This is a genomic window from Streptomyces sp. NPDC060064, assembly GCF_042736455.1.
Classification (GTDB): Bacteria; Actinomycetota; Actinomycetes; order Streptomycetales; family Streptomycetaceae; genus Streptomyces.
In genome coordinates, this window is the sequence record NZ_JBHWWF010000036.1 from 23877 (window position 1) to 48756 (window position 24880).

The 24880-nt window shown below is 69.8% G+C and carries 22 protein-coding genes; 7 read left to right on the forward strand and 15 right to left on the reverse strand.

Translation table 11 applies throughout. The features are described 5' to 3' along the window. The first annotated feature begins 48 nt into the window (after nucleotides 1-48). Nucleotides 49-909: a SigB/SigF/SigG family RNA polymerase sigma factor gene (locus ACFWDI_RS32590; protein WP_385309665.1), complete on the forward strand. Its 861-nt coding sequence runs from the start codon at nucleotides 49-51 to the stop codon at nucleotides 907-909. Between the two features lie 116 nt (nucleotides 910-1025). Here the strand turns inward: ACFWDI_RS32590 and ACFWDI_RS32595 are convergent, their stop codons facing one another. After that, nucleotides 1026-1433 carry a winged helix-turn-helix transcriptional regulator gene (locus ACFWDI_RS32595; protein WP_385309572.1) on the reverse strand — a complete coding sequence of 136 codons (408 nt, stop codon included), beginning with the start codon at nucleotides 1431-1433 and terminating at the stop codon, nucleotides 1026-1028. A 99-nt stretch (nucleotides 1434-1532) separates the two neighbouring features. On the opposite strand from ACFWDI_RS32595, the gene ACFWDI_RS32600 reads away from it, so the two are divergent. Continuing rightward, a complete protein-coding gene (locus ACFWDI_RS32600) occupies nucleotides 1533-2405 on the forward strand; it encodes an alpha/beta hydrolase (protein ID WP_385309574.1) in 873 nt (290 codons plus the stop codon). A 1403-nt stretch (nucleotides 2406-3808) separates the two neighbouring features. Next, nucleotides 3809-5194 (forward strand): diacylglycerol/lipid kinase family protein, encoded by a 1386-nt coding sequence (locus tag ACFWDI_RS32605; protein WP_385309576.1) that lies wholly within the window; start codon nucleotides 3809-3811, stop codon nucleotides 5192-5194. 231 nt (nucleotides 5195-5425) lie between these two features. Here the strand turns inward: ACFWDI_RS32605 and ACFWDI_RS32610 are convergent, their stop codons facing one another. The 5 genes from ACFWDI_RS32610 to ACFWDI_RS32630 form a co-directional block, all read right to left on the reverse strand. Continuing rightward, nucleotides 5426-7138 (reverse strand): glycerol-3-phosphate dehydrogenase/oxidase, encoded by a 1713-nt coding sequence (locus ACFWDI_RS32610; RefSeq protein ID WP_385309578.1) that lies wholly within the window; start codon nucleotides 7136-7138, stop codon nucleotides 5426-5428. A gap of 63 nt (nucleotides 7139-7201) precedes the next feature. Beyond that, entirely contained in the window at nucleotides 7202-8719 is a 1518-nt protein-coding gene (gene glpK, locus ACFWDI_RS32615; RefSeq protein WP_385309580.1) for a glycerol kinase GlpK, read from the reverse strand. Nucleotides 8720-8773: 54 nt separating this feature from the next. Further along, entirely contained in the window at nucleotides 8774-9619 is an 846-nt protein-coding gene (locus ACFWDI_RS32620) for an MIP/aquaporin family protein (RefSeq protein ID WP_385309582.1), read from the reverse strand. 380 nt (nucleotides 9620-9999) lie between these two features. Further along, a complete protein-coding gene (locus tag ACFWDI_RS32625) occupies nucleotides 10000-10446 on the reverse strand; it encodes a nitroreductase family deazaflavin-dependent oxidoreductase (protein ID WP_385309584.1) in 447 nt (148 codons plus the stop codon). Nucleotides 10447-10506: 60 nt separating this feature from the next. Then, the gene (locus ACFWDI_RS32630; protein ID WP_385309586.1) at nucleotides 10507-11073 is read right to left on the reverse strand and encodes a dihydrofolate reductase family protein; all 567 of its coding nucleotides are present in this window, start codon (nucleotides 11071-11073) and stop codon (nucleotides 10507-10509) included. A 148-nt stretch (nucleotides 11074-11221) separates the two neighbouring features. Here ACFWDI_RS32630 and ACFWDI_RS32635 point away from each other — a divergent pair, with 148 nt between their 5' ends. Then, entirely contained in the window at nucleotides 11222-11578 is a 357-nt protein-coding gene (locus tag ACFWDI_RS32635) for a DUF779 domain-containing protein (protein WP_362683712.1), read from the forward strand. Nucleotides 11579-11582: 4 nt separating this feature from the next. On the opposite strand, the gene ACFWDI_RS32640 is transcribed toward ACFWDI_RS32635, so the two are convergent. Continuing rightward, the gene (locus tag ACFWDI_RS32640; protein WP_385309588.1) at nucleotides 11583-13151 is read right to left on the reverse strand and encodes a hypothetical protein; all 1569 of its coding nucleotides are present in this window, start codon (nucleotides 13149-13151) and stop codon (nucleotides 11583-11585) included. Between the two features lie 156 nt (nucleotides 13152-13307). Here ACFWDI_RS32640 and ACFWDI_RS32645 point away from each other — a divergent pair, with 156 nt between their 5' ends. Next, nucleotides 13308-13742, forward strand: coding sequence for a hypothetical protein (locus tag ACFWDI_RS32645; RefSeq protein ID WP_385309590.1), 435 nt, complete (start codon nucleotides 13308-13310; stop codon nucleotides 13740-13742). Here ACFWDI_RS32645 and ACFWDI_RS32650 read toward each other — a convergent pair. Further along, complete coding sequence (locus ACFWDI_RS32650) at nucleotides 13732-13926, reverse strand: hypothetical protein (protein ID WP_385309592.1); 195 nt, start codon at nucleotides 13924-13926, stop codon at nucleotides 13732-13734. The two genes, ACFWDI_RS32645 and ACFWDI_RS32650, sit on opposite strands and share 11 nt — an antisense overlap. Before the next feature lie 344 nt (nucleotides 13927-14270). On the opposite strand from ACFWDI_RS32650, the gene htpX reads away from it, so the two are divergent. Further along, nucleotides 14271-15191, forward strand: a complete 921-nt coding sequence (gene htpX / locus ACFWDI_RS32655; protein WP_385309594.1) for a zinc metalloprotease HtpX — start codon at nucleotides 14271-14273, stop codon at nucleotides 15189-15191. Nucleotides 15192-15246: 55 nt separating this feature from the next. Then, nucleotides 15247-15846, forward strand: coding sequence for a hypothetical protein (locus ACFWDI_RS32660; RefSeq protein ID WP_385309596.1), 600 nt, complete (start codon nucleotides 15247-15249; stop codon nucleotides 15844-15846). A gap of 270 nt (nucleotides 15847-16116) precedes the next feature. On the opposite strand, the gene ACFWDI_RS32665 is transcribed toward ACFWDI_RS32660, so the two are convergent. From ACFWDI_RS32665 to ACFWDI_RS32695, 7 genes are all read right to left on the reverse strand, one after another. Further along, on the reverse strand, nucleotides 16117-16983 hold the full coding sequence (locus ACFWDI_RS32665; protein WP_385309667.1) for a phosphatidylinositol-specific phospholipase C/glycerophosphodiester phosphodiesterase family protein: 867 nt from the start codon (nucleotides 16981-16983) through the stop codon (nucleotides 16117-16119). A 371-nt stretch (nucleotides 16984-17354) separates the two neighbouring features. Further along, nucleotides 17355-18452, reverse strand: coding sequence for an acyl-CoA dehydrogenase family protein (locus ACFWDI_RS32670; RefSeq protein WP_385309598.1), 1098 nt, complete (start codon nucleotides 18450-18452; stop codon nucleotides 17355-17357). Further along, nucleotides 18449-19630 carry an acyl-CoA dehydrogenase family protein gene (locus ACFWDI_RS32675; protein ID WP_385309600.1) on the reverse strand — a complete coding sequence of 394 codons (1182 nt, stop codon included), beginning with the start codon at nucleotides 19628-19630 and terminating at the stop codon, nucleotides 18449-18451. The genes ACFWDI_RS32670 and ACFWDI_RS32675 overlap by 4 nt, the downstream gene beginning before the upstream one ends. After that, nucleotides 19627-20595, reverse strand: coding sequence for an NADPH:quinone oxidoreductase family protein (locus ACFWDI_RS32680; RefSeq protein WP_385309602.1), 969 nt, complete (start codon nucleotides 20593-20595; stop codon nucleotides 19627-19629). Before ACFWDI_RS32680 ends, ACFWDI_RS32675 begins: the two co-directional genes overlap by 4 nt. Nucleotides 20596-21090: 495 nt before the next feature. Further along, the gene (locus ACFWDI_RS32685) at nucleotides 21091-21825 is read right to left on the reverse strand and encodes a PIG-L deacetylase family protein (protein ID WP_385309604.1); all 735 of its coding nucleotides are present in this window, start codon (nucleotides 21823-21825) and stop codon (nucleotides 21091-21093) included. A gap of 28 nt (nucleotides 21826-21853) precedes the next feature. Next, nucleotides 21854-23152 carry an alpha/beta fold hydrolase gene (locus ACFWDI_RS32690; protein ID WP_385309606.1) on the reverse strand — a complete coding sequence of 433 codons (1299 nt, stop codon included), beginning with the start codon at nucleotides 23150-23152 and terminating at the stop codon, nucleotides 21854-21856. Nucleotides 23153-23234: 82 nt separating this feature from the next. Further along, entirely contained in the window at nucleotides 23235-24710 is a 1476-nt protein-coding gene (locus tag ACFWDI_RS32695) for a cellulase family glycosylhydrolase (protein ID WP_385309608.1), read from the reverse strand. Nucleotides 24711-24880 lie beyond the last annotated feature (170 nt).

Below are 24880 nucleotides of genomic sequence, written 5' to 3' on the forward strand. Positions count from 1 at the left end.
CTCTGGAAAGGATGACGCATGTCGACAGCCACACCGTCCACACGCCACATGGCCACGGAGTCGCTGCCCCAGAGCAACTTCCACGACAGCGTCGGTGAACTGCCGTGGATCGAGGACACGGAGAAGATCGCCCCGAAGGACGCGCGCGAGCTGTCGAAGCTGTTCTTCGATCGACTGCGGGTCCTCGATGAAGGCACCCACGAGTACCAGTACGCCCGCAACACGCTCATCGAGATAAACCTGTCCCTGGTCCGGTTCGCCGCCCGCCGCTTCCGCAACCGGGGCAACGGCGAGATGGAGGACATCATCCAGGTCGGCACCATCGGTCTGATCAAAGCCATCGACCGCTTCGACCTGTCCCGCGAAGTCGAGTTCACTTCCTTCGCCATCCCCTGCATCGTCGGCGAGATCAAGCGGTTCTTCCGCGACACCAGCTGGGCCGTCCATGGCCCCCGTCGACTCCAGGAACTTCATGTCGACCTGACCAAGGCCAAGGAAGAACTCGTCACACGCCTGGGCCGCCAGCCCGGCGTGACGGAGTTGGCCGAGCACCTCGGTCTCAGCGAGGACGAAGTCGTCGAAGGCCTCATCGCCTCCAACGGCTACGCCGCCGGCTCCCTCGACACACCGGGCGGCTCCAACGACGAAGGCGCCGGCATCGCCCCCGCCTACACCGAGATCCTCGGCGAGAGCGACCCCGCAATGGAACTCGTCGAAGATCTCCACGCCCTCGCCCCGCTCCTTGACCAACTCGACGGGCGCGAACGCCACATCATCGAGTTGCGCTTCGGCCAGGAGTGGACCCAGTCCCAGATCGGTGAAGAGCTCGGCATCTCCCAGATGCACGTCTCCCGCCTCCTCGCCCGCACACTGACAAAGCTCCGGACCGGCATGCTCACCGACCACTGACCGTCGGCACCGGTCCCTTCCCACTGAGCACATGCGTGGCTACGCACGACGCACAGCCATGAAGTTCGGCACGCAGGAGATCCCTGGCCGAGAAGGGGCGGCACGGCCAGCAGAGGTCAATCGTCCACAGCGCCTTCCTGGGCGAGTGCGTTCGCGCGGTCGATCTCGGCCATGTGCTCTTCGGCCCAGGCCCGGACCGCGGCCAGCGGCCCCTCCAGGGAAAGACCCAGCGGGGTGAGCCGGTAGTACACCCGCGGCGGCACGGTCGGCTCCACCCGACGGTCGACCAAACCGTCGCGGGTCAATCCCCGCAGAGTGACCGACAGCATCTTCTGGGAGACACCGGTCATGCGGCGCTGCAACTCCGCGAAGCGCACCTCCTGCGGAGATCCCTCCGCCAGGACCTTGACGGCCATCGAGGTCCACTTCGTGCCGATCCGGTCGAGCAGACGGCGGGTCGGACACTGCGGGTCGAACAGGTCGCCGCGCGCCCCCCTGGGCGCTCGCGCTGCGGGAGGGGTCACCTGGAGCTCACCACCTGTGGCAGAAGTGCGGTCTTGGAGCGCCCACCGTAGTCACCTACGGTTTTGTTGTCACCATTCGTAACCCCCTTGGAGGTCATCGTGACCGTCGCGCCGACCCTCGCCCTGCACGACCACCCGGCCGACATCGAGCTCCGGCGCGTCACGGCCAACGGCGTCGAACTCAACGTGGCGCTCGCGGGCGAGGGCCCCGCTGTCCTGCTGCTGCACGGTTTCCCCCACACCTGGCAGTTGTGGACCGACGTCCTGAGCGGACTGGCCCGGCGACACCGGGTGATCGCACCGGACCTGCGCGGCTTCGGCGCGAGCGCACGCGCGGCAGACGGATACGACGCCGGGACCCTCGCCTCCGACGCCGAGGCGCTCCTCGCCGAGCTCGGGGAGACATCCGCATCCGTGGTCGGCATCGACCTGGGGACCCCGCCCGCCTTCCTCCTCGCCATGCGCCGCCCCGGCCTCGTCCGACGGCTGGTGGTCATGGAGTCACTCCTGGGCAGGCTGCCCGGCGCGGAAAAGTTCCTCACCGACGGGGCACCGTGGTGGTTCGGCTTCCACAGCGCGCCCGGCCTGCCGGAATCGGTGCTGACCGGCAACGAGGCGCGCTACATCGACTGGTTCCTCGAGGCCGGCACCCTCGGTCAGGGCATGCGCCCTGCCATCCGTGACGCCTTCGTCGCCGCCTACACCGGCAGCGACGCCCTGCGCTGCGCGTTCTCGGCCTACCGCGCGATGCCCACCAGCGCCCGGCAGATCCAGGAAGCTGTCGACCGGGGCAGGTTGGCCCTCCCCGCCATGGCCATCGGCTCCCACCCGGTGGGCCGGGCCCTCGAACATCAGCTGCGGCCTGTGGCGGACGATCTCGTCGGCCACGTCATGGAGGACTGCGGCCACATCATCCCGCTCCACCGCCCCGAGGCTCTGCTCCGTCTCCTGCTGCCGTTCCTCGCCGCCTGAGTGGGCGGGCCTGATCAACCGGGCTCGGAAAGTCGGGATACCAGCCGCTGCCACCTCGATCTTACGGACCAGGTCGTCGGCGTCGGGGTGGCCCGATTCGTTGAGAATGGCCAGGGCCCGTCGCCAGGCGTCATCGGCTGAGGACCGATCGCCCTGCGCGTCGTGGACGTCGCCGATGTGGGCGAGAGTGTCAGCCTCCAGGTAGTGGTCGCTGATGTTCATGCCGTCCAGGAGGTCTTCGATTATCTCCTCGATCTGTGGACGCATCTCCCGCATGCGACGGGCGGTGAATTTCCCGGTCAGCTGCTGGCGGATGCGCGTGTGCTCAGGCCGGTCCATGTCCAGGATCCAGCCGGGCAGAGCGGGAACGCCGAAATAGGGATCCACACCAGGGCGCGCCACCGGCGCTCGTTTGCATTCGGAGCGGGCACTGAAGCGCGGATCGGAAAGCAACTGGCGGGCCAGGCTGTGGCTGGTGACAAGCCAGCCCAGGTGGCCGTCCGGGTAGCGCATCCGGCTTATGGGCTCTTGCTCACGGCGGGCGGGTCGAACGGATTAGTGCGCAGGGAGGGGTACGAAGGGACGTCTTGAGTATTCATCATACGTTCTCCTCGTTCAGAAGACAGCCAGTTACTGCACGTCCGCGTCGATGTGTTCCGTGATCGAGGCAGGCGCACGAGAGCCGGAGCGGGGTTCGCCGACGCTGCCAAGTGAGCGCTCTGCCATGGGCGTCCACAGCAGTGACGATCTGACCCGTTCGTACGAACCCGCGTCAACATCATTCGGGGGATGCGCCCGCTGGTGCGGGTGCATTGCCCGTTCGGGCAGAAATAGCCGGCCGTGGTTGCGGGGCAACGGACGACGCAGCCGAAACGGTTTCGAAACAACGCGACTCGGAGAATTGTTTTCCACGGCTGCATTGCGAAGGACAACTCGGCCTGCTCGGAGTCGGGCCTGACCGGGAGGCGGACGGAGATCCGGAGGTGCGCCCGGTGTGTCGCCCGGCAGCACCGGTGCCCCGGCGTTGACGCCTGGGTTGCCCTGGTCGCGGAGCTGTCCGCACCGGGCGCCGCCCGTACAACCCCAGCCAGACCGCACCGCGTCGAGCGTGCGCCTCCCACGACGGCCAGCGGTGTACGCCGGTGCTGTCGCGGGTCGCGGGTCGCGCGGACCGCCTACCGCTCAGCGCGCGTCGGGGTTGCCACCCTCTCCACGGCGCCGGGTGCGCCGGCCGTCTCGCCCGCAACGCCACCGTCTAGCCTCGGTGCCGGGCACCGAGCGAGTCCCGCGAGCGGCGTGCGAATGGGCAGTCATGCTGGAGAATTCCGATGAGCGCGGTTTGCGACCCCCGGCCGTTCCGCCGCGGCCGCCTGCCCCCACCGACCCAGGAGGTGCCTTCCGTCGTGGCCGATCACAACCGGCCCGGCCGGCCCCGCCCCATCGAACGCCTCGCCGCGTTCACCGCCCTGGCGGCGCTGCCGGGAGCGCTGACCACCCTCATCGTCGGAGCGGTCATGAACTGGGCGGCCCTGGTCGCCACCGTCGCGGCGCTGCTGGTCGGGGTGACGGCAGGCTGGCACGCGGTCTCGCGCAGAGGAATGCGACGCGCGATGGCGGGCCTGGGCATGGTCCTGGCGCTGGCACTGCTGGTGGCTGTCGCGTTCCTCTCGGACTTCAGCCTGCCGCGTTTCGCGGTGATCCTCGTGCTGGCGGCGCTCTCCACGACCGCGGCGCGCGTCGCGCTGCGGTCGCGGGGAGGGTCCGTCGCGGCGGCGGGCAGACCCGCCGCGAAGCCGGTCCGCCCGGTCCTGCTGATGAACCCGAAGTCCGGCGGAGGCAAGGTCGGGCAGTTCGGCCTGCCGGACGAGTGCCGCCGCCGCGGCATCAAAGCCGTTCTGTTGAAGCCGGGTGAGGACCTGCGAGAACTCGCCGAGGAGGCGGTCGCGCGCGGTGCCGATGCGATCGGCATGGCCGGCGGGGACGGCTCGCAGGCGATCGTCGCGGAGGTCTCCGCGCGGCACGACATCCCGCACGTCGTGGTCCCCACCGGCACGCGCAACCATCTCGCGCTCGACCTCGGACTGGACCGTGACGATGTGGTCGGCGCCCTCGACGCGTTCGTCGACGGGGTCGAACGGCGGATCGATCTGGCGACCATCAACGGCCGTGTGTTCGTCAACAACGCCTCGCTCGGCCTGTACGGGCGCCTCGTGCAGTCGCCCCAGTACCGGGATGCCAAGCTCAAAACCGCCGCGGAGACACTCCCCGACCTTCTTGGTCCGGACGCGGTCCCGCCCGACCTGCGCTTCATCGGGCCGGACGGCGCTCCGCACTCCACGGCGACGGTGATCCTCGTCTCGAACGGCCCCTACCAGCTCGACCGCCTCGAAGGCCACGGCACCCGGGAGCGCATGGACTCCGGGAGGCTCGGTGTGGTCACGCTCACGATCCGCGACGCAGCCGAAGCCGTGGGGTTCACGACCCTGCAGGCGGCCGGGCAGGTGCGGCGGTTCCCCGGCTGGCGCGAGTGGACCGCGGAGCGGTTCGAGGTACGCTCCGGCGGTCCCGTGGCCGTCGGGGTCGACGGCGAGGCGTTGACGCTCGAGCCGCCGGTCGTGTTCGCCACGCTGCCCGGGGCTCTCCGCCTGCGGCTCCCCCGGCACGCGGTCGGCCTCTCCCCGGCGAGGCGGGCGGTCCACCTGCTCTCGCGGTCGACCGTCGCCGACCTTGTCGCCGTGTTCCTCGGCCGCCCGGCGGACCGGCAACACCCGGCCGGCGAGACCCGCTGAACGCAGCGGGGGCGGCGGGCGGCCCGCTTTCTGCTGCGCCTGCGCGATGCCACCCGAAAGCCTGAGCACTTCGGGCCACACGTCCGCCCGTGCCGCACTCCCCATGGGCGGTCAACGCCCGTGCCATCTCCTGCCCTTGTTCTCGGGGACGAGGGACTCCGCCACCAGAGACAGCCCGGCGCCCCCGGGATCCGACCGCCGGCGCACCGCGGTATCGACCCGCCGGGATGCTCAGCGCACCGGGATGATGTCGGGGGCGCCGAGCCGCACCGCGTCGGCCGTCTGGTCGTCCGGCTGCTGCTGAGCCTCGCGTTCGGCCGCCACCCGCTTCAGGTAGTGGTCGACCTCGCGCTCCCGGTGCGCCCGGTCCCACTCCAGATGAGGTGCCATGAGTTCGGCGACGGTACGCGCCGCGTCCACGCCGCGGTCCCAGGACTCGATGGAGATCCGGGTACGCCTGGCGAGCACATCCTCCACATGGCGGGCTCCCTCATGGGTCACCGCGTAGACGGCCTCGACCCGCAAATAATCGTCGGAGCTCGGCAACGGCTCACCGAGTGAGGGGTCGGTCTCGACCATGTCGAGCAGTTCTTGCACCAGGGAGCCGTAACGGTTCAGCAGGTGTTCGATGCGGGCGACATGCAGCCCGGAGCGCTTGGCGAGACTGTGCCGGGAGTTCCACAGGGCCGGATAGCCGTCGGCACCGAGCAGCGGAACGCGCTGTGTGACGCAGGAGGCCACCTTCTCGTCCAGACCACGGGCCGCCTCGTCGACCGCGTCCTTGGCCATGACCCGATAGGTCGTGTACTTGCCGCCGGCCACCACGACAAGCCCGGGGACCGGGTGCGCGACCAGGTGCTCCCGGGACAGCTTGCTGGTCTCCGCGGCCTCGCCGGACAGGAGCGGGCGCAGACCGGCGTAGACTCCCTCGACGTCCTCGGCGGCCAGCGGTGTGACCAGAACGCGGTTGACGTGTTCCAGCAGGTAGCTGACGTCCTTGGAGCTCAGCGCGGGGTGGGCCTTGTCCAGTGTCCAGTCGGTGTCGGTCGTCCCGATGATCCAGTGCCGCCCCCAGGGAATGACGAAGAGCACGCTCTTCTCCGTGCGCAGGATCAGCCCGGTGCGGGAAATGATCCGGTCACGCGGGACCAGCAGATGCACGCCCTTGGAGGCGCGGACGTGGAACTGGCCGCGGGTACCGGCCATGGCCTGGGTGTCGTCGGTCCACACGCCGGTCGCGTTGATGACCTGCTTGGCTCGCACCTCGGTCTCGTTGCCGGTCTCCAGGTCCGTGACCACAGCTCCCACCACCCGCTCGCCCTGGCGTAGGAAACGGCTGACGCGGGTGCGGTTGGCGGCCAATGCCCCGTAGGCGGCCGCGGTGCGCGCGAGGAACATGGTGTGCCGGGCATCGTCCACCTGGGCGTCCCAGTACTGGATCGCGCCGACCAGGGCGTCGGAGCGCAGAGCGGGCGCCTCGCGCAATGCCTGGCGCTTGAGCATGTGGCGGTGGTGGGGCAGGCCGCTGGAGGTGCCCGAGGCCGCGGCCATGGTGTCGTAGAGCAGCACGCCGGCGCCGACGTAAGGGCGCTCCCAGACCCGGTGTTGCAGCGGGTAGAGGAAGGGCACCGGCCGCACCAGATGCGGCGCCAGGAGCTGGAGCAGCAGTCCCCGCTCCTTGAGTGCTTCGGCGACCAGCCGGAAGTCGAGCATCTCGAGGTAGCGCAGGCCGCCGTGAATCAGCTTGCTGGAGCGGCTGGACGTGCCCGAGGCCCAGTCCCGGGCTTCGACGAGACCGACCGTCAGGCCCCGGGTGGCGGCATCGAGGGCTGACCCGGCGCCCACGACACCACCACCGACGACGAGGACGTCCAGCTCACCCTCTCCCAGCCGGACGAGAGCCTCCGCGCGTGCCTCGGGCGAGAGAGCCACCGGGTTCGCCATCGGTCTCCTCCTCGTACTGCGGCCGTGCGCCGCGCGTGGCCGGGGGCGTGGCCGGCGAAGGACCTACTCGACCTTGGCCCAGTCGAGCGTGCGCTCCACCGCCTTCTTCCAGCCCGCATAGCCTTCCGCGCGCTGTTCCTCGGACCACCCGGGCTCCCAGCGCTTGGACTCCTGCCAGTGGGTGCGCAGTTCGTCGGTGTCCTGCCAGAAGCCGGTGGCCAGACCGGCCGCGTAGGCGGCACCGAGCGCGGTGGTCTCGGCGACGACCGGGCGGCTGACCGGTACGCCGAGGACATCGGCCTGGATCTGCATGCACAGGTCGTTGGCCGTCACTCCGCCGTCGACCTTGAGCACGTCCAGGTGGACGCCGGAGTCCTGCTCCATGGCCTCCACCACGTCGCGGCTCTGGTAGCAGATGGCTTCCAGGGTGGCCCGCGCCAGATGGCCGTTGTTGTTGTACCGGGCGAGGCCGACGATCGCGCCACGGGCGTCGGAGCGCCAGTACGGGGCGAACAGGCCCGAGAAGGCGGGGACGAAGTACATGCCGCCGTTGTCCTCGACGGTGCCGGCCAGACGCTCGCTCTCGGCGGCGTCAGTGATGATCTTCATCTGGTCGCGCAGCCATTGCACCGCGGACCCGGTGACCGCGATGGAGCCCTCCAGGGCGTAGACCGCCGGGCTGTCGCCGAACTGGTACGCCACGGTGGTGAGCAGGCCGTGCTGCGAGCGGACCAGTTCGGTCCCGGTGTTGAGCACCAGGAAGTTACCGGTGCCGTAGGTGTTCTTGGCTTCGCCGGGCGCGTAACAGACCTGCCCGACGGTGGCCGCCTGCTGGTCGCCGAGCACCCCGGTGATGGGAATGGCGGCGCGCAGCGGCCGGGAGGTACGGGTCGCGCCGAATGCCTCCCGGTGGGAGGACGGGTTGATGGTGGGCAGCATCGCCCGGGGAATGTCGAAGAAACCCAGCAACTCGTCGTCCCAGTCGAGGGTCTCCAGGTTCATCAGCATCGTGCGGCTGGCGTTGGTCACGTCGGTGGCGTGGATGCCGCCGTCGGGGCCGCCGGTGAGGTTCCACAGGACCCAGCAGTCCGTGTTGCCGAAGAGGGCATGGCCCTGCTCCGCCGCCTCACGGACTCCGTCGACGTTCTCCAGAATCCACTTGATCTTGCCGCCGGAGAAGTAGGTGGCCGGCGGCAGCCCCGCCTTACGACGGATGACGTCACCCTGGCCCGAGCGTTCCAGGGCGGCCGCGATGGAGTCGGTGCGGGTGTCCTGCCAGACAATGGCGTTGTAGTAGGGCCGGCCGTCGCGGGGGTCCCAGACAACGGTGGTCTCCCGCTGGTTGGTGATGCCGATCGCCGCCAGGTCGGACGGGGACAGGTTCCCGTGCCGGAGGGCGTTCTGTATCACCGAGTTGGTACGTTCCCAGATCTCCACCGGGTCGTGCTCGACCCACCCCGAGCGCGGGAGAATCTGCGCGTGCTCCATCTGGTGCTTCGCCACTTCGTTCCCGTCGTGGTCGAAGATCATGAAACGCGTGCTGGTGGTTCCCTGGTCCACTGCGCCGACGAAGTCCGCCATGGCATGCCGCCTCTCCTGTGGGATGGACTGGGTTGCGGCCTCGCGCTGGGCCGTTCAGGCCTCGGGGGTCGGGACGCGTCCTGGGGGCTCCGGCTCCGCGGTCGGCAGGAACCGGCCGACGAAGAACTTGTACAGGAACGCTCCGACCAGGCCGCCGATCAGTGGACCGATGATGGGCACCCAGAAGTAGAAGTTCCCGTACTGATCTCGCCACGCTCCGCCGTACCCGGTGAAGAAGCTGGCCAGCCGCGGACCGAAGTCACGTGCGGGGTTGATCGCGTACCCCGCGTCGGTACCCCAGGCCATGCCGATCGCCACGACGACCAGGCCGATGATGAAGGGGGCCAGGTTGGCGCCGGGGGGCGTGTTGAGCAGGTCGGTGATCGCCATGATCAGCAGCAGCAGGATCGCGGTGCCGATGATCTGGTCGCGGAACGCACCCCATTCGCTGACCGGCAGATTCGGGTTGCCGTTGGCGGGCAGCGTGGAGAAGACGATCTGCGTCTTGAAGGTGTGGTCGGGGTCCGCCTTCGCCAGCGCCTCGGTGTAGTTCCAGCGCACCAGCAGGGCTGCGACGAACGCGCCGGCCGTCTGCGCCAGCGCGTAGGGCGCCACCTTGGTCCACGGAAAACCCCTGAACGCCGCCAGGGCCACGGTCACCGCGGGGTTGAGGTGAGCACCACTCATTCGCGCCGCCACATAGACGCCGAGGGTCACGCCGAGACCCCATGCCCAGGCGATGCTGTCGTGGTTCCCCAGGCCGCCCGGGGGATCCGTGAGGGCTCCGCCGGCGACCACTTGGGCCACCACGCCGCAACCGAAGAGGATGAGAATCATGGTGCCGACGAATTCGGCCGAAAGCTCGCCGATCAACCCTGATCTTTTGAGTCGCTCAGCCATGGAAGCCCACTTTCCGCCGGCCCAGCACCGGCCGTCGACTGCCCGATTTCTCCACATATCAGCATAGGACGATCAAGAGCCGGCCGCACGCACAGCCCTTGCTCACCCCTGCTCACCGTGTGGTGGGCGGACCGGCCGGCTTTCGTCACCAGCATCGCGACTCGTCCGGCAGTTGGTGAACGCGCTCACTCCGCAGGTCAGAGCCCCTCCGAGCTCAGCCGCTGTGGGCCGCATCGAGAGTCAGCCGCGCGATCGCATGGGGGTGCGTGACGATGCTCAGGGGAGCTGCCGGGAACCGGCGGCGGGATGAAGCCGGCAGGGGGCCGACAGAGGGCCTCTGACCGGCAGGGACGTAGGCCACGCCGGTCAGAGGCCTGCGCTCAGCTGTCCTTGGCCGCGGGCTCCAGGACGAAGACGGGGATCTCGCGGTCCGTCTTCGTCTGATAGTCGGCGTAGTCGGGGTACGCCTCGACGGCCCGCTCCCACCACACGGCCTTCTCGTGCCCGGTCACCTCACGGGCCGTCATGTCCTGACGCACCGGGCCGTCCTGCAGCTCCACCCGGGGGTCGGCGACGACATTGTAGTACCAGACGGGGTTCTTCGGGGCGCCTCCCAGCGAAGCGACCACGGCGTAGGTGCCCTCGTGCTCGACCCTCATGAGCGGGGACTTACGGATCTTGCCGCTCTTGGCGCCCTTGGTCGTCAGGAGGATGACGGGCATACCTCGCATCGTCGTTCCCTTGGTACCGCCGGAGCTCTCGAAGAGCTCGACCTGGTCGCGCACCCACTTCTCCGGGCTCGGCTCGTACTCGCCCTCAAGAGGCATGTCATCCATCCCATCGTCGGAGACTTGCGTACAGGGACTCAACGCCCTGGGGCCACGCAATCATCCCGCCGGACGTTCGTAGCGGAGCAGCACGGTCCGCGCGTCGAAGGACCGCGACTCGACGAACTCGAGGTTCAGCCGCTCCTTCCCCTGCAGGAACAGCGGCCTGCCGCCGCCCAGGACCACCGGGTGCACGACGATGTGGTACTCGTCGATCAGGCCGAGCTCCGTGAGGGCGGCCGGCAGCGTCGAACCGCCGGTCAGCAGCAGGTCCTTGCCCGGGCCCCGCTGCAGGGCCGCGACCTCTTCGGCGAGGTTCTCGCCGATGACTCGGACGTTCCCGTCCGGCTGTTGCAAGGTCCTGGAGAAGACGATCTTCGGAGTACGGCGCCATACGGGCGCGAAGGCGAGGTCGTGCGGGTCGTCGGAGATCGACTCGGCGTCGGGCCAGTAACCGGACATCATCTCCCAGACCACACGCCCGTAGAGAAAGGTGTCGACGCGTTCCTGCAGGCCGTCGCCGTACGCGCCGAGCTCCGGTCCGAGCACCGGCCAGTCGAAGGCTCCGCCGGGCCCGTCGATGTGTCCGTCGAGCGACGAGTGGACAAAGTAAATGATCTTCCGCATGACCGTTCCTCCTGGTGCGTGGTGCGCCCCTTTCGGCGCCTGCACCGGTATGTCGAACAGTGTCGCGCCCGATCGACACCCCAGGGGGAGAATCTTCCGCGAAGGCGCTGCAACGGCATTGCAACCTCGCCGGTGCTCTGCTGGCGGGATGACTGAGGCCCCACGCGTGGAGCTGACCCCCGCAGCCGCCGATCTGTTGCGGCGGCTGCGGGCGGCCCACGGTCCGTTGATGTTCCACCAGTCGGGCGGCTGCTGCGACGGCAGCGCGCCCATGTGCTACCCGGACGGTGAATTCCGCACGGGCGCGTCCGACGTCCTCCTCGAGGACCTCCGGGTCGACGGCGTCGAGGAGTCCGTCTCCTTCTGGATGTCCAGGAGCCAGTACGAGGTCTGGAGCCACACCCGGCTCATCGTCGATGTCGTCGAGGGCCGGGGCAGTGGTTTCTCGCTGGAGGCGCCGGAAGGAGTGCGGTTCCTGATCCGGTCGCGCGTCGTGGGGGCATGAGGCGTCAGCCGCGGTCCCGTACCGCCACGATGCCGTTGAAGACCCCGGCGTAGGCCGAGCCGTCGGGGCCGATGGTGATCGGCGCCCAGTTGTTGTCGTACGACGGGCCCGTGCCCGTGAGCTGCTTCCAGCGCCGCTCGCCGGTGCGGAAGTCGACGGCGGTCAGATACCAGGCGTCGATGCCGAGTTGGTTGGGCTCCTTCTCGTAGAAGTAGAGGAGGCCGTTGGCGGTGGAGAGCTTGGGGACGGTGGAGGGCGAGCGGACGCCGCTCTGCCAGACCGTGTCGCAGCCACTGCCGTCCTCGCGTACGTCGATCCTGCTCACGCCGCCGACAACGGTGCGGCCGAAGGTGAGTGAGGCCGGGTTCTCGTAGCCGTAGTTGTTCTCGACGACGATGCTGTTGCCCCAGGTGATCAGGGAGTTGTCGGTGGTGGACGCGCCGGATCCGAAGACGGGCACCTTGCAGACGAGGCGGCGGTCGGCCGGGACGTCGGTGCCGCGGCGGTAGACGAGGACGTTCATCCGGTCGTCGGCGTTGTCGGTGATGGCGGCATAGCCGTCGCCGAACAGGTCCGGCGTGGTGCCGGAGCCCTGGTTCACGGAACCGGGCTTGGTGCCCGTACCGCGGTCGTACGTCTGGCGCCACTGGATCTTCGGCGTCCCGTCGGCGTCCGAACGGAAGCTGTAGAGGGCGTGGTCGGAGACGATCGACACGCCGTCCTGGGCGACGGAGAAGGAGTTCTGGATCTCTTCGCCGTCGAGCCGGACCGAACGGATTGCGGACGTCCGAGGATCGACGCTGCCGACGCGTCCGAGTCGTGTCACCCACCAGATGCGGCCCTGCCAGTCGGGCATGACGGAGGTGACGGGGTCGCAGGTGCCGCTGGGGAACAGGTTCGTCCAGCTGACGCAGTCGTGCGGGACGTGGGCGGTCAGATCCCAGTCGTTGTCGACGACGAAGCGCCAACTGCCGTTCCCCGCCTGCTCATGGGCGATACGGAGGATGTGCTGTCGCGAGTCCGCCAGCACCACCCGGTCCTGGTCGTCGAGGTAGAAGTAGGCGCCGCCGGACGTGTCCTTGAAGATTTTGGAGAAGTCCAGCCGGGTGATGGCCTCGACGGTCGATGAGCGCTGCGGCAACCGGTACTCGGCGAGCGTGTCGAGCGTGCGCGGGTCGAGAAGCTTCAGCCGGAACCCGGTGAAGGTCCCGCAGACGGTGATCAGCCGGCCGGCGGCGTCGAAGGTCGCGGTGGCGCACTCGCCACCGACCGGGGCGATCCGCTCGCTGGTGACCTCGGGGTCGCGGCCGAGGGGACCGGAGTAGGGATGGGTGCCACTGCCCGCCGCGTCCGCGTGCATGCCGCTGCGCCCATTGGGCGCGAGGAAGGGGTGCTGCGGGGGCGCCTGCCCCGGCACCGGCCGAGCGTCGGCGGGCGCGCCCTCGTACTGGCTGACCAGTCGGTGGCCGGGTGCCTTGGGTATCTCCTCCGCCTGCGCGGCGGGGGCGGTGAAGGTGGTCGTGGCAACGGCCAGGGCCAGGGCCACTGCGCGGACGAGCGCTCTTCGGGACATACGGCTCCTCGGTTGCGTACGGGTGTACGGGTCGCGCCGCCGCCCGACGTTAGAGCCGGCCCCTTGAGGTGTCCATGGAAAGGCCATGGGTTTTACGGACGCTTCATGATCGCGAAATGAGCGGGCCGCACGTCAGCGGCTGACATGCTGGTACATGTGAATGCCCCCACTCGCGGCGCCTGGCTGCGCGCCGGAATCAGCCGCAACGGCGGACCCCTGCAGGAGAACGAGCAGGTGGTCTGGCTCCAGATCGACGCCTATTACGCGGACAGCCGCGGCTTCGCCGGCATCACCACGTACGACGGCACCGATGTCCGCTTCCACCACGACGTCGGGGAACCCGGCGAGGATGTGGGAACCCTTCAACGGGACGGTGACCGGCTGATCGAGACGGGTACGAACCCGGACGGCAGCACGTTCCGCGAGGTGTGGACGCCACTGGTGGACAGCGAGGAAGAGTGCGGGTCCTGGCGGGTCGGCGAGGCTCAGATCGTCCGCGTCGGGACCCATGTGGTGCATGTGGACGCCGGCGGCGGAGGCTACTTCGAGCTGCCGCCGGACGTCGAAGTGCCGCCGGAGGTCACGGTCTGAGGCTGCCCACCACATGGGCGGTGGCCGCGATGCCTTCCTGGATGGTCGGCGCCATGCTCGTGCTCGCGAGAAAGAACCCGAGCAGGGCACAGACCACGGCGTGAGACATCTTCAGTCCGCCGTTCCGCAGGAAGATCACTGTGAGCACCAGCAGAAACAGCACCACCGAGATCGAAATAGCCATCGCCAACCTCCTCCGCCGCGTCGGAATTGCGGCATTCGGCCGTCAGTCTGGCGTAGTGGAGGGCCCATACGGCCGACTGGCGTGTCCGCCGTTCGGGTGTTGTCTGCCGGTGACTTCGAGTGGAGAGGTGCCGGACGAAGGTGCTGAACGCGTGCCGGTGACGCGGAGCATCTGCCCCATCGCGGCCAGTACGGACGGCTCGACGCGGCCGGCCCGACCGCGCCACGGCCTGCGGCGCGTCCACCCACACGGCGTGCGCGAGCTCACTTATCCCGGCTATAGCTGCGGCAGGAGCACAATCGAGTGAGGGGGAACGAGAAACAGCTCCGTCCGGAGGGTGTCAGATGCCAGGGAACCGGCCTCCGTCCCGCTACGCCCCGGATCAGGGACTCACCACCCGCATGGTGACGACGATGTTCCTGATCGGGCTGCTCTATGTCGTCTTCGTCGGCGCCCTGCTGGCGATCCTCCGAGGCTCGTGGCCGATCATTCTGCTGATCGCAGGCGGTCTTTTCATCGCGCAGTTCTGGTTCAGCGACCGGCTCGCGGCCTTCAGCATGGGCGCTCGCGAGGTCACGCCGGAGCAGGCGCCGGAGCTGCACGGCGCCGTCGACCGTATCTGCGCGCTCGCCGACATGCCCAAGCCCCGCGTCGCGATCGCCCAGAGCGATGTGCCGAACGCCTTCGCCGTCGGCCGCAACGAGAAGACCGCGCTGGTCTGCGCCACCACCGGCCTGCTCCGCCGGCTGGAGCCGGAGGAGTTGGAGGGCGTCCTCGCCCACGAGCTGTCGCACGTCGCCCACCGCGATGTCGCAGTGATGACGATCGCATCGTTCCTCGGTGTCCTGGCCGGCGTGATGACCCGCATCGCCGTGTGGGGCGGCTTCGGCCGGGCGGGTGGCAGCCGCGACAGCAACGCCGCGATCGCCATGCTCCTGATACCCCTGGTCAGCGCGGTCGTCTACGTGATCAGCTTCCTGCTGACCCGACTGCTCTCCCGCTACCGCGAACTGTCCGCCGACCGCGCGGCCGCCCTGCTGACCGGCCGCCCCTCGGCGCTCGCGTCCGCGCTCACCAAGGTGACGGGCGACATGGCGAGAATCCCGACGCAGGACCTGCGCAAGGCGGAGCCGTTCAACGCCTTCTGGTTCGCGCCGGCGTTCTCCTCCAAGGAGAGCCTGAGCCGCCTGCTGTCCTCGCACCCGACGCTGGAGCAGCGTCTGGACCAGCTGGGCAAGATCTCGACGCAGCTGGCCCGCCCGTAACGCGCCCCCGCGACAACTGACAGACGCCCGACAGACGACTGACAGAGGCACTTCTGTGGGACTCCTCGACACGATCCTCGGCCGCAGCAAGCCGGTACGGCCCGACCTCGACCAGCTCTTCGGCCTGCCCGCCGCCGCCATCACCCTCCAGGCGGGCGCCGGCTTCACTCCGACCGGCATCGGCTCGGTGTGCTTCGCCAGCGTGGAGGGCGGCGCCTTCGCGCAACTCCAGGAGGACGTACGAGAGCTGCTCGACGCCGACACCGACCGGGGCGGCGTCCCGGTCGAGTTCAGTCAGGACGCGTACGGCTACACCTGGCTCCTCGCCCGCCACCCCGCCGACGACACGGCCTCGCTGGTCAACGACCTGCACGCGGTCAACACCCTGCTCCAGGACGCCGGCTTCGGCCCGCAACTGCTCTGCTCCCTGATCGCCTTCCATGAGACATCCGGCGATCGCTCGCTGGCGCTGGTCTACCTGTACAAGCGCGGCACCTTCTACCCCTTCGCACCGCTCGCCGGTACGAAGGAGAAGCGCGACAACGCCCTGGAACTGCAGACCAGGGCGTTGCTCACGGACGACCTCCGCATCGAGACGGACCTGGCCCGCTGGTTCCCGGTCTGGGGCGCGCCGGGCCTCGGGGGTCCGAGGTAGGTGGCGGACTTGACCGCCGCGGGCACTACCGCACCGAGCGACCGCGGACTGCCGGCCCGGCCTTCTGCCCGCCCACCTGTGTGCGGCGCGGCTGACTGCTACGCCGGGGTGCTGTTCTCGGTCATGGCCTGGGTGCCGATGACGTTGAGGAGCCCAGCCGGCCGGAGACGTCGCTGCCGGGAACCATCAGGACGTCACAGTCGAGGGTGAGTACTCCGACATCGGGGTGGTCGATGGTTTTGGTGTCCGTCTCGTGGACGCCCCCGATGTCTACTGACCCCGTGCGCGGAGGAAGTGCTCGAGCGCGGCCAGATCATCCGTATTGATGTGGTCGACGCGGGCGGCGAGCAGCTCGGTCCACACTGCGTCGCGGTCGGGACCGGCCACGTCGGGCGTCGCCCAGAAACGGACGCGCTGCCCGTGGTCATGAGCGTCGGCGACGATCGCGTGCAGCTTCTGCCGCTCGGCGGCCGGGAATTGGCCGGTGCCCAGCCAGCTGAAGCTCTCCGTCCAGTTGCTGGAGATCAGCGGGACGAAGGAGGCGGGGGCGGTGGTGCCGAGGTCTTCGAGGCGGCCGTCGTAGAAGGCGTACCGCACGCGCTGCGCCTCCATGGGTACGCGGGCGGCGCGGTCGCCGGAGATGACCGGGGTGACGGCGCCGAGGCGGACATGGCCGTACGCGTAGGTGCTGAGCATCCGCCGGTAGTGCCGCAGCTGGCGGTCGAGTTCAAGATACGCGGCGGCGCCGTCCGTCTTGATGTCGATCAGCAGCTGGACGGGCCGCCGGTAACCGCGGTACACGGAGCCGTGGTTGGCCTTCACCCGGGCCAGCAGCGGGTCGAGGTAGAGCGAGCGCAGGGTGCGGGTCGGGTCGAGGTCCGCCGGCTCATGGGCGACGAGCAGCTCGCCGTTCACCAGGAAGATATCGGCCTCCACGCTGGTGAAGCCGTGCGACAGGGCGTCGTGGAGGGGCCGTTCATGCAGGTAGTCGTTGTGGGCGTGGGCCCGGCGGAGCGGCTGCGGGCCGGTCTGCCCGCCGTGCTTCTCGGCGGCCTGCGCATAGGCGGGCACGGCGACGGCGCCGGCCAGCGCGGCGGCGAGGGTGGTGACGGCTCTGCGACGGGTGGTCAGCACGATGGTGCCTCCGGGCTCTGCGGGTCGGGAGGGACACCGGTGAGTATCCGCCCGGGGCAGCCCAATGGGCAGAGCAGCGCGAAGAGTTCGGCCATCCGTCACCTGGTGCTCAAGACGGCTGCCGGAGCGCGGGGAGCTCGCCGTCCAGCGGCCGAACGGATCAGGGGCGTGGCGGTCCCGGGTGCCGGAGGCGTGGCGGTCCCGGGTGGTGAACGGCCGGATCCCGTCTGGTGATTGCCGCGTCGGACGGCGCGGGCGGGCCGCACGGCCCTGCTCACGCGGAGCTGAGTTCCGGCGGCATCGAGCAGGCCGCCGCGCCGATGGTCGGCGCGGCGGCCCGAGTTGCGGTGAACAGTGCCTCGGTGCACAGCCCCCTACGGAGCCTGCAGGTCGACCAGTGCGGCCAGCGCCTCCTTGTGGCGGCCCGGCGTGCCCAGGGCGATCTCGTCGGACTTGGCGCGCTTGAGGTACAGATGAGCGGGGTGTTCCCAGGTCATGCCGATACCGGCGTGCAGCTGGACGCACTCCTCAGCCGCGCGCACGGCCACCCGGGAGCAGTATGTCTGCGCCACGGTCACCGCGAGGGCGGCGTCGGAGCTGTCCGTGGCGAGGGCGTCCGCCGCGTTGCGGGCCGCGGCCCGGGCCGAGACGACCTCCAGCCACATCTGGGCCATGCGGTGCTTGAGCGCCTGGAACGAACCGATGGGCCGGTTGAACTGGTGGCGCTCGCGGGTGTGACGGACCGTCTCCTCCAGGCACCATTCGGCGAGTCCGAGCTGCTCGGAGGCGAGCAGCCCGGCCCCGGCGAGCAGTCCGCGGCGTACGGCCGTCTCAGCGGTCTCCGCGTCCGCGAGCCGGGTGGCATCGGCCGTGTCGTCGAGGGTGACGGCGGCGAGCGGACGGGTCAGATCGAGCGGGGTCAGCGCCTCGAGGGTGGCGTTCGCCGTCTCGACCGCGTACAGGCCGTCGGACTTGAGCACCAGGAGGACATCGGCGGCAGCGGCATCCGCTACACCGGTGATCCTGCGTGCGTCGACCGGGAGCGGCCCGTCGGGCGAAGCCGACAGCGGCACGGCGAGGACGGCGGTCCGGCGGCCGGCCGCCAGCTCGGTCAGCAGCCCGGCGACGGCCTCCGTCTCCGTGTCGAGCGCGAGCAGGGTCCGGGTCGCGATGACGGAGCTGGTGAGATACGGCGCGGGGGTGACGCTGCGGCCCAGCTCCTCCAGCACGACGGCGGCCTCGCGGTGGCTCGCGCCGTGCCCGCCGAGCTTCTCGGGTACGAGGAGTCCCGCCGCGCCGATGTCCCCGGCGAGCGCCTTCCACAGCTCGGGGTCGTACGGCGTACCGGACTCGGCGCGCACCAGGACGGACGCCGTATCGACGCGGTCGGCGAGCAGAGAGCGTACGGCGGCCCGCAGGTCGTCCTCGGCCTCGGAGTACAGCAGATCGGGCTGTGTGGGCTGAGTCGTCATCGGGCCAGGTCCTTCCAGGCGACGTCCTTGTCGTTGCGCGGCTCGGAGGGCAGCCCGAGGACGCGTTCGGCGACGATGTTCAGCAGCACTTCGCTGGTGCCGCCCTCGATGGAGTTGCCCTTGGAGCGGAGATAGCGGTAGCCGGCGTCGCGCCCGGTGAAGTCGACGAAGTCGGGACGGCTCATGGTCCAGTCGTCGTACAACAGACCTTCCTCGCCGCGGAGTTCGACCTCGAGGCCGCTGATCTCCTGGTTGAGGCGGGCGAAGGCGAGCTTCATTCCGCTGCCTTCGGGGCCCGGCTGGCCGGCGGCGAGCTGTTGGCGCAGCCGCTCTCCGGCCAGCCGGGCGACCTCCGCCTCCACCCAGAGCGTCAGCAGCCGCTGGTGCAGATCGTGGTTGCGCAGTTCGGGGCGTTCGCGCCAGGTCTGCGCGATCGGGCCGATCATCCCGCCCTCGCGCGGGAGGCGGCTGCCGCCGATGGAGACCCGTTCGTTCATAAGGGTGGTCTGGGCGACCTTCCAGCCCTCGCCGACCTCGCCGAGGCGGTGTGCGTCGGGGATACGCACATCGGTCAGGAAGACCTCGTTGAACTCCGCCTCACCGGTGATCTGGCGCAGCGGCCGCACCTCGACACCCGGGTCGGTCATATCGCAGATGAAGTAGGTGATGCCCCGGTGCTTGGGCAGGTCCGGGTCGGTGCGGGCGATGAGGATCGCCCAGCGGGCCACATGGGCGCTGGACGTCCACACCTTCTGGCCGTTGACGACCCAGTCGTCGCCGTCCCGTACGGCCCGGGTGCCGAGCGCCGCGAGGTCGGAGCCCGCGCCCGGCTCGCTGAACAGCTGGCACCACACCTCCTCGCCGACCCACAGAGGACGAAGGAAGCGCTGCTTCACCTCTTCGGAGCCGTACTTGAGGATGGTCGGCGCGGCCATGCCGAGGCCGATACCGATACGGCGCGGGTCGTTGTCGGGCGCGCCGGCAGCCGTCAGCTCGGCGTCGACGGCGGTCTGCAGCGTGCGCGGGGCGTCGAGTCCGCCGAGGCCCTTGGGGTAGTGCACCCAGGCGAGGCCGGCGTCGAAGCGTGCCTTCAGGAAGTCGGTGCGGTCCGTGGTGGCCGGCGGGTGCGCGGCCAGCAACTGCTCAGTGCGGCTGCGCACTTCGGTGGCGTCCGTCATCGGGCTTCTCCTTCCGGGATGACGACCAGGCGGCCCGTGGTCGTGCCGTCCGCGACGCGCTGGACGGCGTCCGCGGCGTCCTTCATGGCGACGCGCCCGCTGATCAGCGGCTTGATCACGCCCTGCGCAGCGAGCTTGGTCAGCTCCTCGTGGCAGTCGCGGATCGCGCTCGGCTCCATCGTGTTGTACAGGCCCCAGTGGAGGCCGACGATCGAGTAGTTCTTCACCAGGGCGTGGTTGAGGGCCGGGGTGGGGATCGAGCCGCTGGCGAAGCCGACGATCACGATCCGGCCCTCGAAGGCGATGCACTTCACCGACTTGGCGTAGGCGTCACCGCCGACCGGGTCGTAGACGACGTCCGCGCCGCGGCCGCCGGTGGCTTCCTTGACCGCGGCGACGATGTCGTCCTTCCGGCGGTCGATGACGATGTCGCAGCCGAGCTCCCTTGCCGTGCGCGCCTTCTCCGCGCCGCCGACGACACCGATCACCCGCGCGCCGGCCGCCTTGCCGAGCTGGACGGCGGCGCTGCCGACGCCGCCCGCCGCGGCGTGCACGAGCAGCGTCTCCCCCGCCTGGAGGTGCGCACGGCGGTGCAGCCCGAACCAGCCCGTCTGGTAGCCGATGTGCAGTGCGGCCGCCTCGGCGTCGTCCAGGGCCTCGGGCGCGGGCAGCACCGCCGCCGCGTCGGCGACGACGTACTCGGCGAGTCCGCCGTTCGGCAGCGCGGGGTTGGCGATCACCCGGCGGCCGTCCTCGGTCTCACCGCAGATCTCCACACCCGGCGTGAACGGCAGCGGCGGCCTGATCTGGTACTGGCCGCGGCAGAGCAGCGCGTCGGGAAAGTTGATGTTCGCGGCGCGGACCTTCAGCAGCAGCTGCCCCTCGCCCGGCGTGGGCCGGTCCACCTCTTCGAGTCGCATCACCTCGCTCGGCTCGCCGTTCCGGTGCACTCGCCATGCCTGCATTTCGGGGCCTCCACAAACCGTAGGCGGTACTCTGCTCCTTCGCATACTAAGCGGTCGCTTGCCTCTACGGAAGACCCGATCAGGCCTGCTTCGGCCTGGCCCGGACCCGTGGCGCAACCCTCAGGAGAGGGCGCCGTGCCGGTGGCGGGTCGGCGGGACGAGATCGACGTCCGCACCGGCCCGGCGCGCCCGCCGGATCCCGTCGCACCGCATCCGTACGGCACAACGGGCCCTGCGCTCGACCTGACCGGTGACGCTGCCGAGCCGTGCGGACCGGTACGCCCGGTCGTACCGGTGGATCGCGAAGCCGGTCCGTACGAGCCGGGGCCGGACTCGGCGGCCTCGGCGCGGGCCGGCACCTGCCCGCGGCGCGGCCGGCCCTGCTCGCGATGGCTGTACCGCAGGGAGCGCAGCACAAGCGCGCGGAGCGCGACGGAGTCCACACTGCTGCCCGGCCCCATTCTGACGAACTATCAGAAAGCCGGACCGCCGACGTCAGCGCCGGAACAGCTCGAAGGTGACCGCAGGACGGCCGCCGAAGCGCTCCGCCGCACCCTGGGCGCTTCCGGTGAGGAAGTTGCGGCAGTACGTCTCCGGGTCCTGGTCCGTCAGCACCTCGATATAGCTGCGGTGCTCCAGCAGCGAGAGTACGGAGCGCTCCAGGCCGGGCGTCGCGTCGACCGCGTGGGTGGGCGTTGCGGAGCCCGCGACGGCCACCCATCGCACCCCGTTCCACGGCTCGAGGCCCTGCTCGGCGATGAGTTCGGGGAAGATCCAGCGGTTTCCCGCATCCCCTGCCGCGTCCAGCGTGGCCCTGCCCACGGCCCGGTGGTCGGGGGTGTTCCACGCGGTTCCGCCCCAGGTGTCACGGTGATTGAGGGTGATGACCAGCTCGGGCCGGTGGCGCCGGATGGCCGCCGCGATGTCCCGGCGCAGCCCCGTCCCGTACTCGATCACTCCGTCCTTGTGGTCCAGGAACTCCACCGTGGAGACGCCGACGACGGCCGCGCTCGCCCGCTGCTCCTGCTCGCGCAGCGGGGCGCACCGGGCCGGTTCCATGGTGTCGATGCCGGCCTCGCCGCGGCTGGCCAGGAGGTAGGCGACCTCACGTCCGCCGTCGGTCCAGCCGGCGACGGCCGCGGCGCAGCCGTACTCGAGATCGTCGGGGTGGGCGACCACGGCCAGCGCGCGCTGCCAGTCGTCGGGCATGGGTTCCAACTGCTCGGTCATGGGCGCAGGATACGGCGCTGAATGTGCGTCAGAGCTCCGCCCGGGCGAGGGAGAGCAGCCGGTCGAGGACGCGCGGACCGCCCGCCCGCACCCCGTCGTGCTCGTACTCGTCGGTGACCCAGGTGCGCAGTCCGCGGATGGTGCGCGCCGTGCGCAGCGAGTGCTCCGTGTCGACGTACATGTCGTCGTGGTAGATGGCCGCGGCGACCGGCACACGATTGGCGGCGAGCCGGGCCGGGTCGTACAGCGGGGTCCAATCGGTGCGCGCGGCGAGGAGTTCCGCGGCCTCGCGCAGCGGGCGCAGCGCTGGGTCCACCTCGAAGTGCCAGGGGTGGACGGTCTCCCCGGTGAACAGCAGGGGCCCGTCACCGGCCAGGGCTGTGGCAGCGTCGAACTGCGGGAATTCGGCCCGGACCCGTTCGGCCGCCCAGGCGGTCGGCTCCGCGCCCTGGGCGTAGATCGCTTCGTGCAGTACGGCGTACAGCGGATGTGCGGCGTGCGAGAGGGTGGCGAGCACGCTCTCCTGGAACGCGTCGGAGAGTTCGTACCCCGCTCGCGTACGGACAAAGGCGTCCTCCAGCAGATAGTGCAGCTGGTGGCTGCCCTCCCCGCCGCCGAGCAGGATGCCGAGTGACTGGAAGGCCTCGGGCGTGAGGGCGTAGCCGCCCGGCAGCACGATCTTGTGCTCCGCGAGATGCGCGGCGATACGGCGGGCCCGTTCCACGTCCTGCGGGTAGCGGGCGTAGTGGGCCTCGGTCTTGCGCTGGATGCGGGGGTACGCGGCTCGGTAGACGTCCTCGGCGCCGGCGTCCAGGGAGGGCAGACCGCCGGTGACAAGCACCGTGCGCAGGCCCTCGGGCGCCGTGGAGAGATAGTGCGTGGCGCAGAATCCGCCGAAGCTCTGGCCCAGTACGGTCCACGGCGCGCCGCCGGTGAGCCGCGGCCGGATCGTCTCGCAGTCGCGCACGATGCTGTCGGCCCGGAAGTTCGCGAGGTGGTCGGCCTGGGCCTGCGGTCCGCCGCGCAGCGACAGTGTCTGGCGGTTCAGCGGAGTGGAGCGGCCGGTGCCACGCTGGTCGAGGAGCAGCACCCGGTACTCCTGCACGGCCCGTCCCAGCCACGCCTGTTTGCCGATGAAGCGGCGGGCACCGAAGCCGGGGCCGCCCTCCAGATAGACCAGCCAGGGCAGATCCGCGCCGGCCCGCCCGCTCGCGACGACTTCGCGGCCGTACAGCTCGAGCTGCTCCCCCGCCGGGTCGGCGTGGTCGAGCGGGACGGTGAAGTGCCGGTCGGTGAGGACGATTCCCGGCTGGCGATAGCTGGTCACTGCTGCTCCTGCTCCTGTCTTTCAGTACACCCCGCCCGCCCATGGGATCACATGGGCGGGCGGGGTCCAGACGGAGCCGGTGTCAGCTTGTCGGGAAGTCGTCCGGGGTCCTGGCCCGGTCGCGGACCCAGACACCGGCGGGCTTGAGCTGTCCGGTGCCGGTCCAGGGACCGTTCTTGTTGCAGGTTCCTTCCTTGAAGACGGCGCCGGAGCGTTCGTCGTCGGAGTAGTTCCAGTTGGACCAGCTGATCTTCTTGCTCGCCATCAGATCGATGTACTGCTGGGCCCTGGTGAAGTTGTTGCCGCCGTCGCCGGAGGCGGTCTGGGTGCCGAACTCGGTGACGAACATGGGGAGTCTGTCGGCGGCACGAGAGAGCGTATTGAGGTACTCGGTGCCGTGCGAGGCCGCGTAGAAGTGGAACGTGTACATGATGTTGGAGGCGTTGACCGGGTTGTTCACGATCTCCTTCTCGTCCGAGTCCTCGGAGACGCCGAGGGATGACCAGGCGCGGGTGCCGACCAGGATCGGGGTGTCCGGGTCGCTCTGCCGGATGACCGGAATGAGCTGCTCGGCGTAGCTCTTGATCTTCGACCAGCTCACACCGCTGGGCTCATTGGCGATCTCGTACAGCAGGTTGTTCTTGTTGGCGTGGCGCTGCGAGATCTCGGTGAAGAAGGTCTTGGCGCGGGAGAGGTTCACGTTCGGGTCGCCGGGGCTGAGCATGTGCCAGTCGACGATCACGTACAGCCCGCGCACGGTGGCCTGCTCGATGATCGAGTGGACCAGGTCGGTGAACTTGCGCGGGTTGGTCTCGTAGCCGCCCTCCTGGATGTACATGGAGATGCGCAGGACGTCGGCGTTCCAGTCGGTGGCCAGGGCGTCGAGTGAGCCGGAGGTCACGCACTGGCTGTACCACTGCAGACCGTGGGTGCTCATGCCGCGCAGCTGAACGGGTTTGCCGTACTGGTTGCAGAGCTTGGTGCCGCAGACCTTGAGCTGTCCGTTGATCGCGACGGGGGTCTTGTCGCCGGGGGCCGGCCCGCCCGTCTCGACAGCGAGATGGTCCACGTCGGGACCGCCGTTGGCCGTGGTTGAGGTGGCCCGGATGATATTGGCGCCGGCCTTGAGGTCGGCGGTGACGGTGGTCGTGGCCCAGGAGGTCCAGGCGCCGGTGCCGGGGAAGGCGCGCTCGGCGGCGGCGACGGCGCCGTTGACGGTGATGTCCATCGGACGGTTGGCGGTGGTGCCGTTGGCGTAGCGGAGGGTCAGCGAGGTGCTGCCGGACTGGGCGGCGTCGACCGTCCACTCGACATAACTGCCGGTGCTGTTGTTGTAGTTGACGAAGCCGGTGCCGGTGAAGCCGGCGTGATTGGACTCGACAACGCCTTGCGAGATGACCGCGTTCTCGGCCTCGTGGGTGACGGCGGCAGCCGCCGGGGCCGCGGACGCCGCAGGGGCGGCCGGGGCTGTGGGCGCCGCGGTGAGGCCGAGGAGCAGGGCGGCGCCGAGGGCGCCGACGCCGCCGAGCGAGCGTAACCAGAACCGTGCCAATCTCATGGGGGGTCTCCCTTGCCTGGGCTGGTGGGGGCGGGACTGACTGCCGGACAGAGATGACCGGCGGTTGAAACTGACTGGCGGATACGACGGACCAACGGATTCGGCTGCCTGACGGATACGACTGGAAGGAAACTTTCCTAACCGGTGGAATAGCAGCGTGCCCCCCGCCC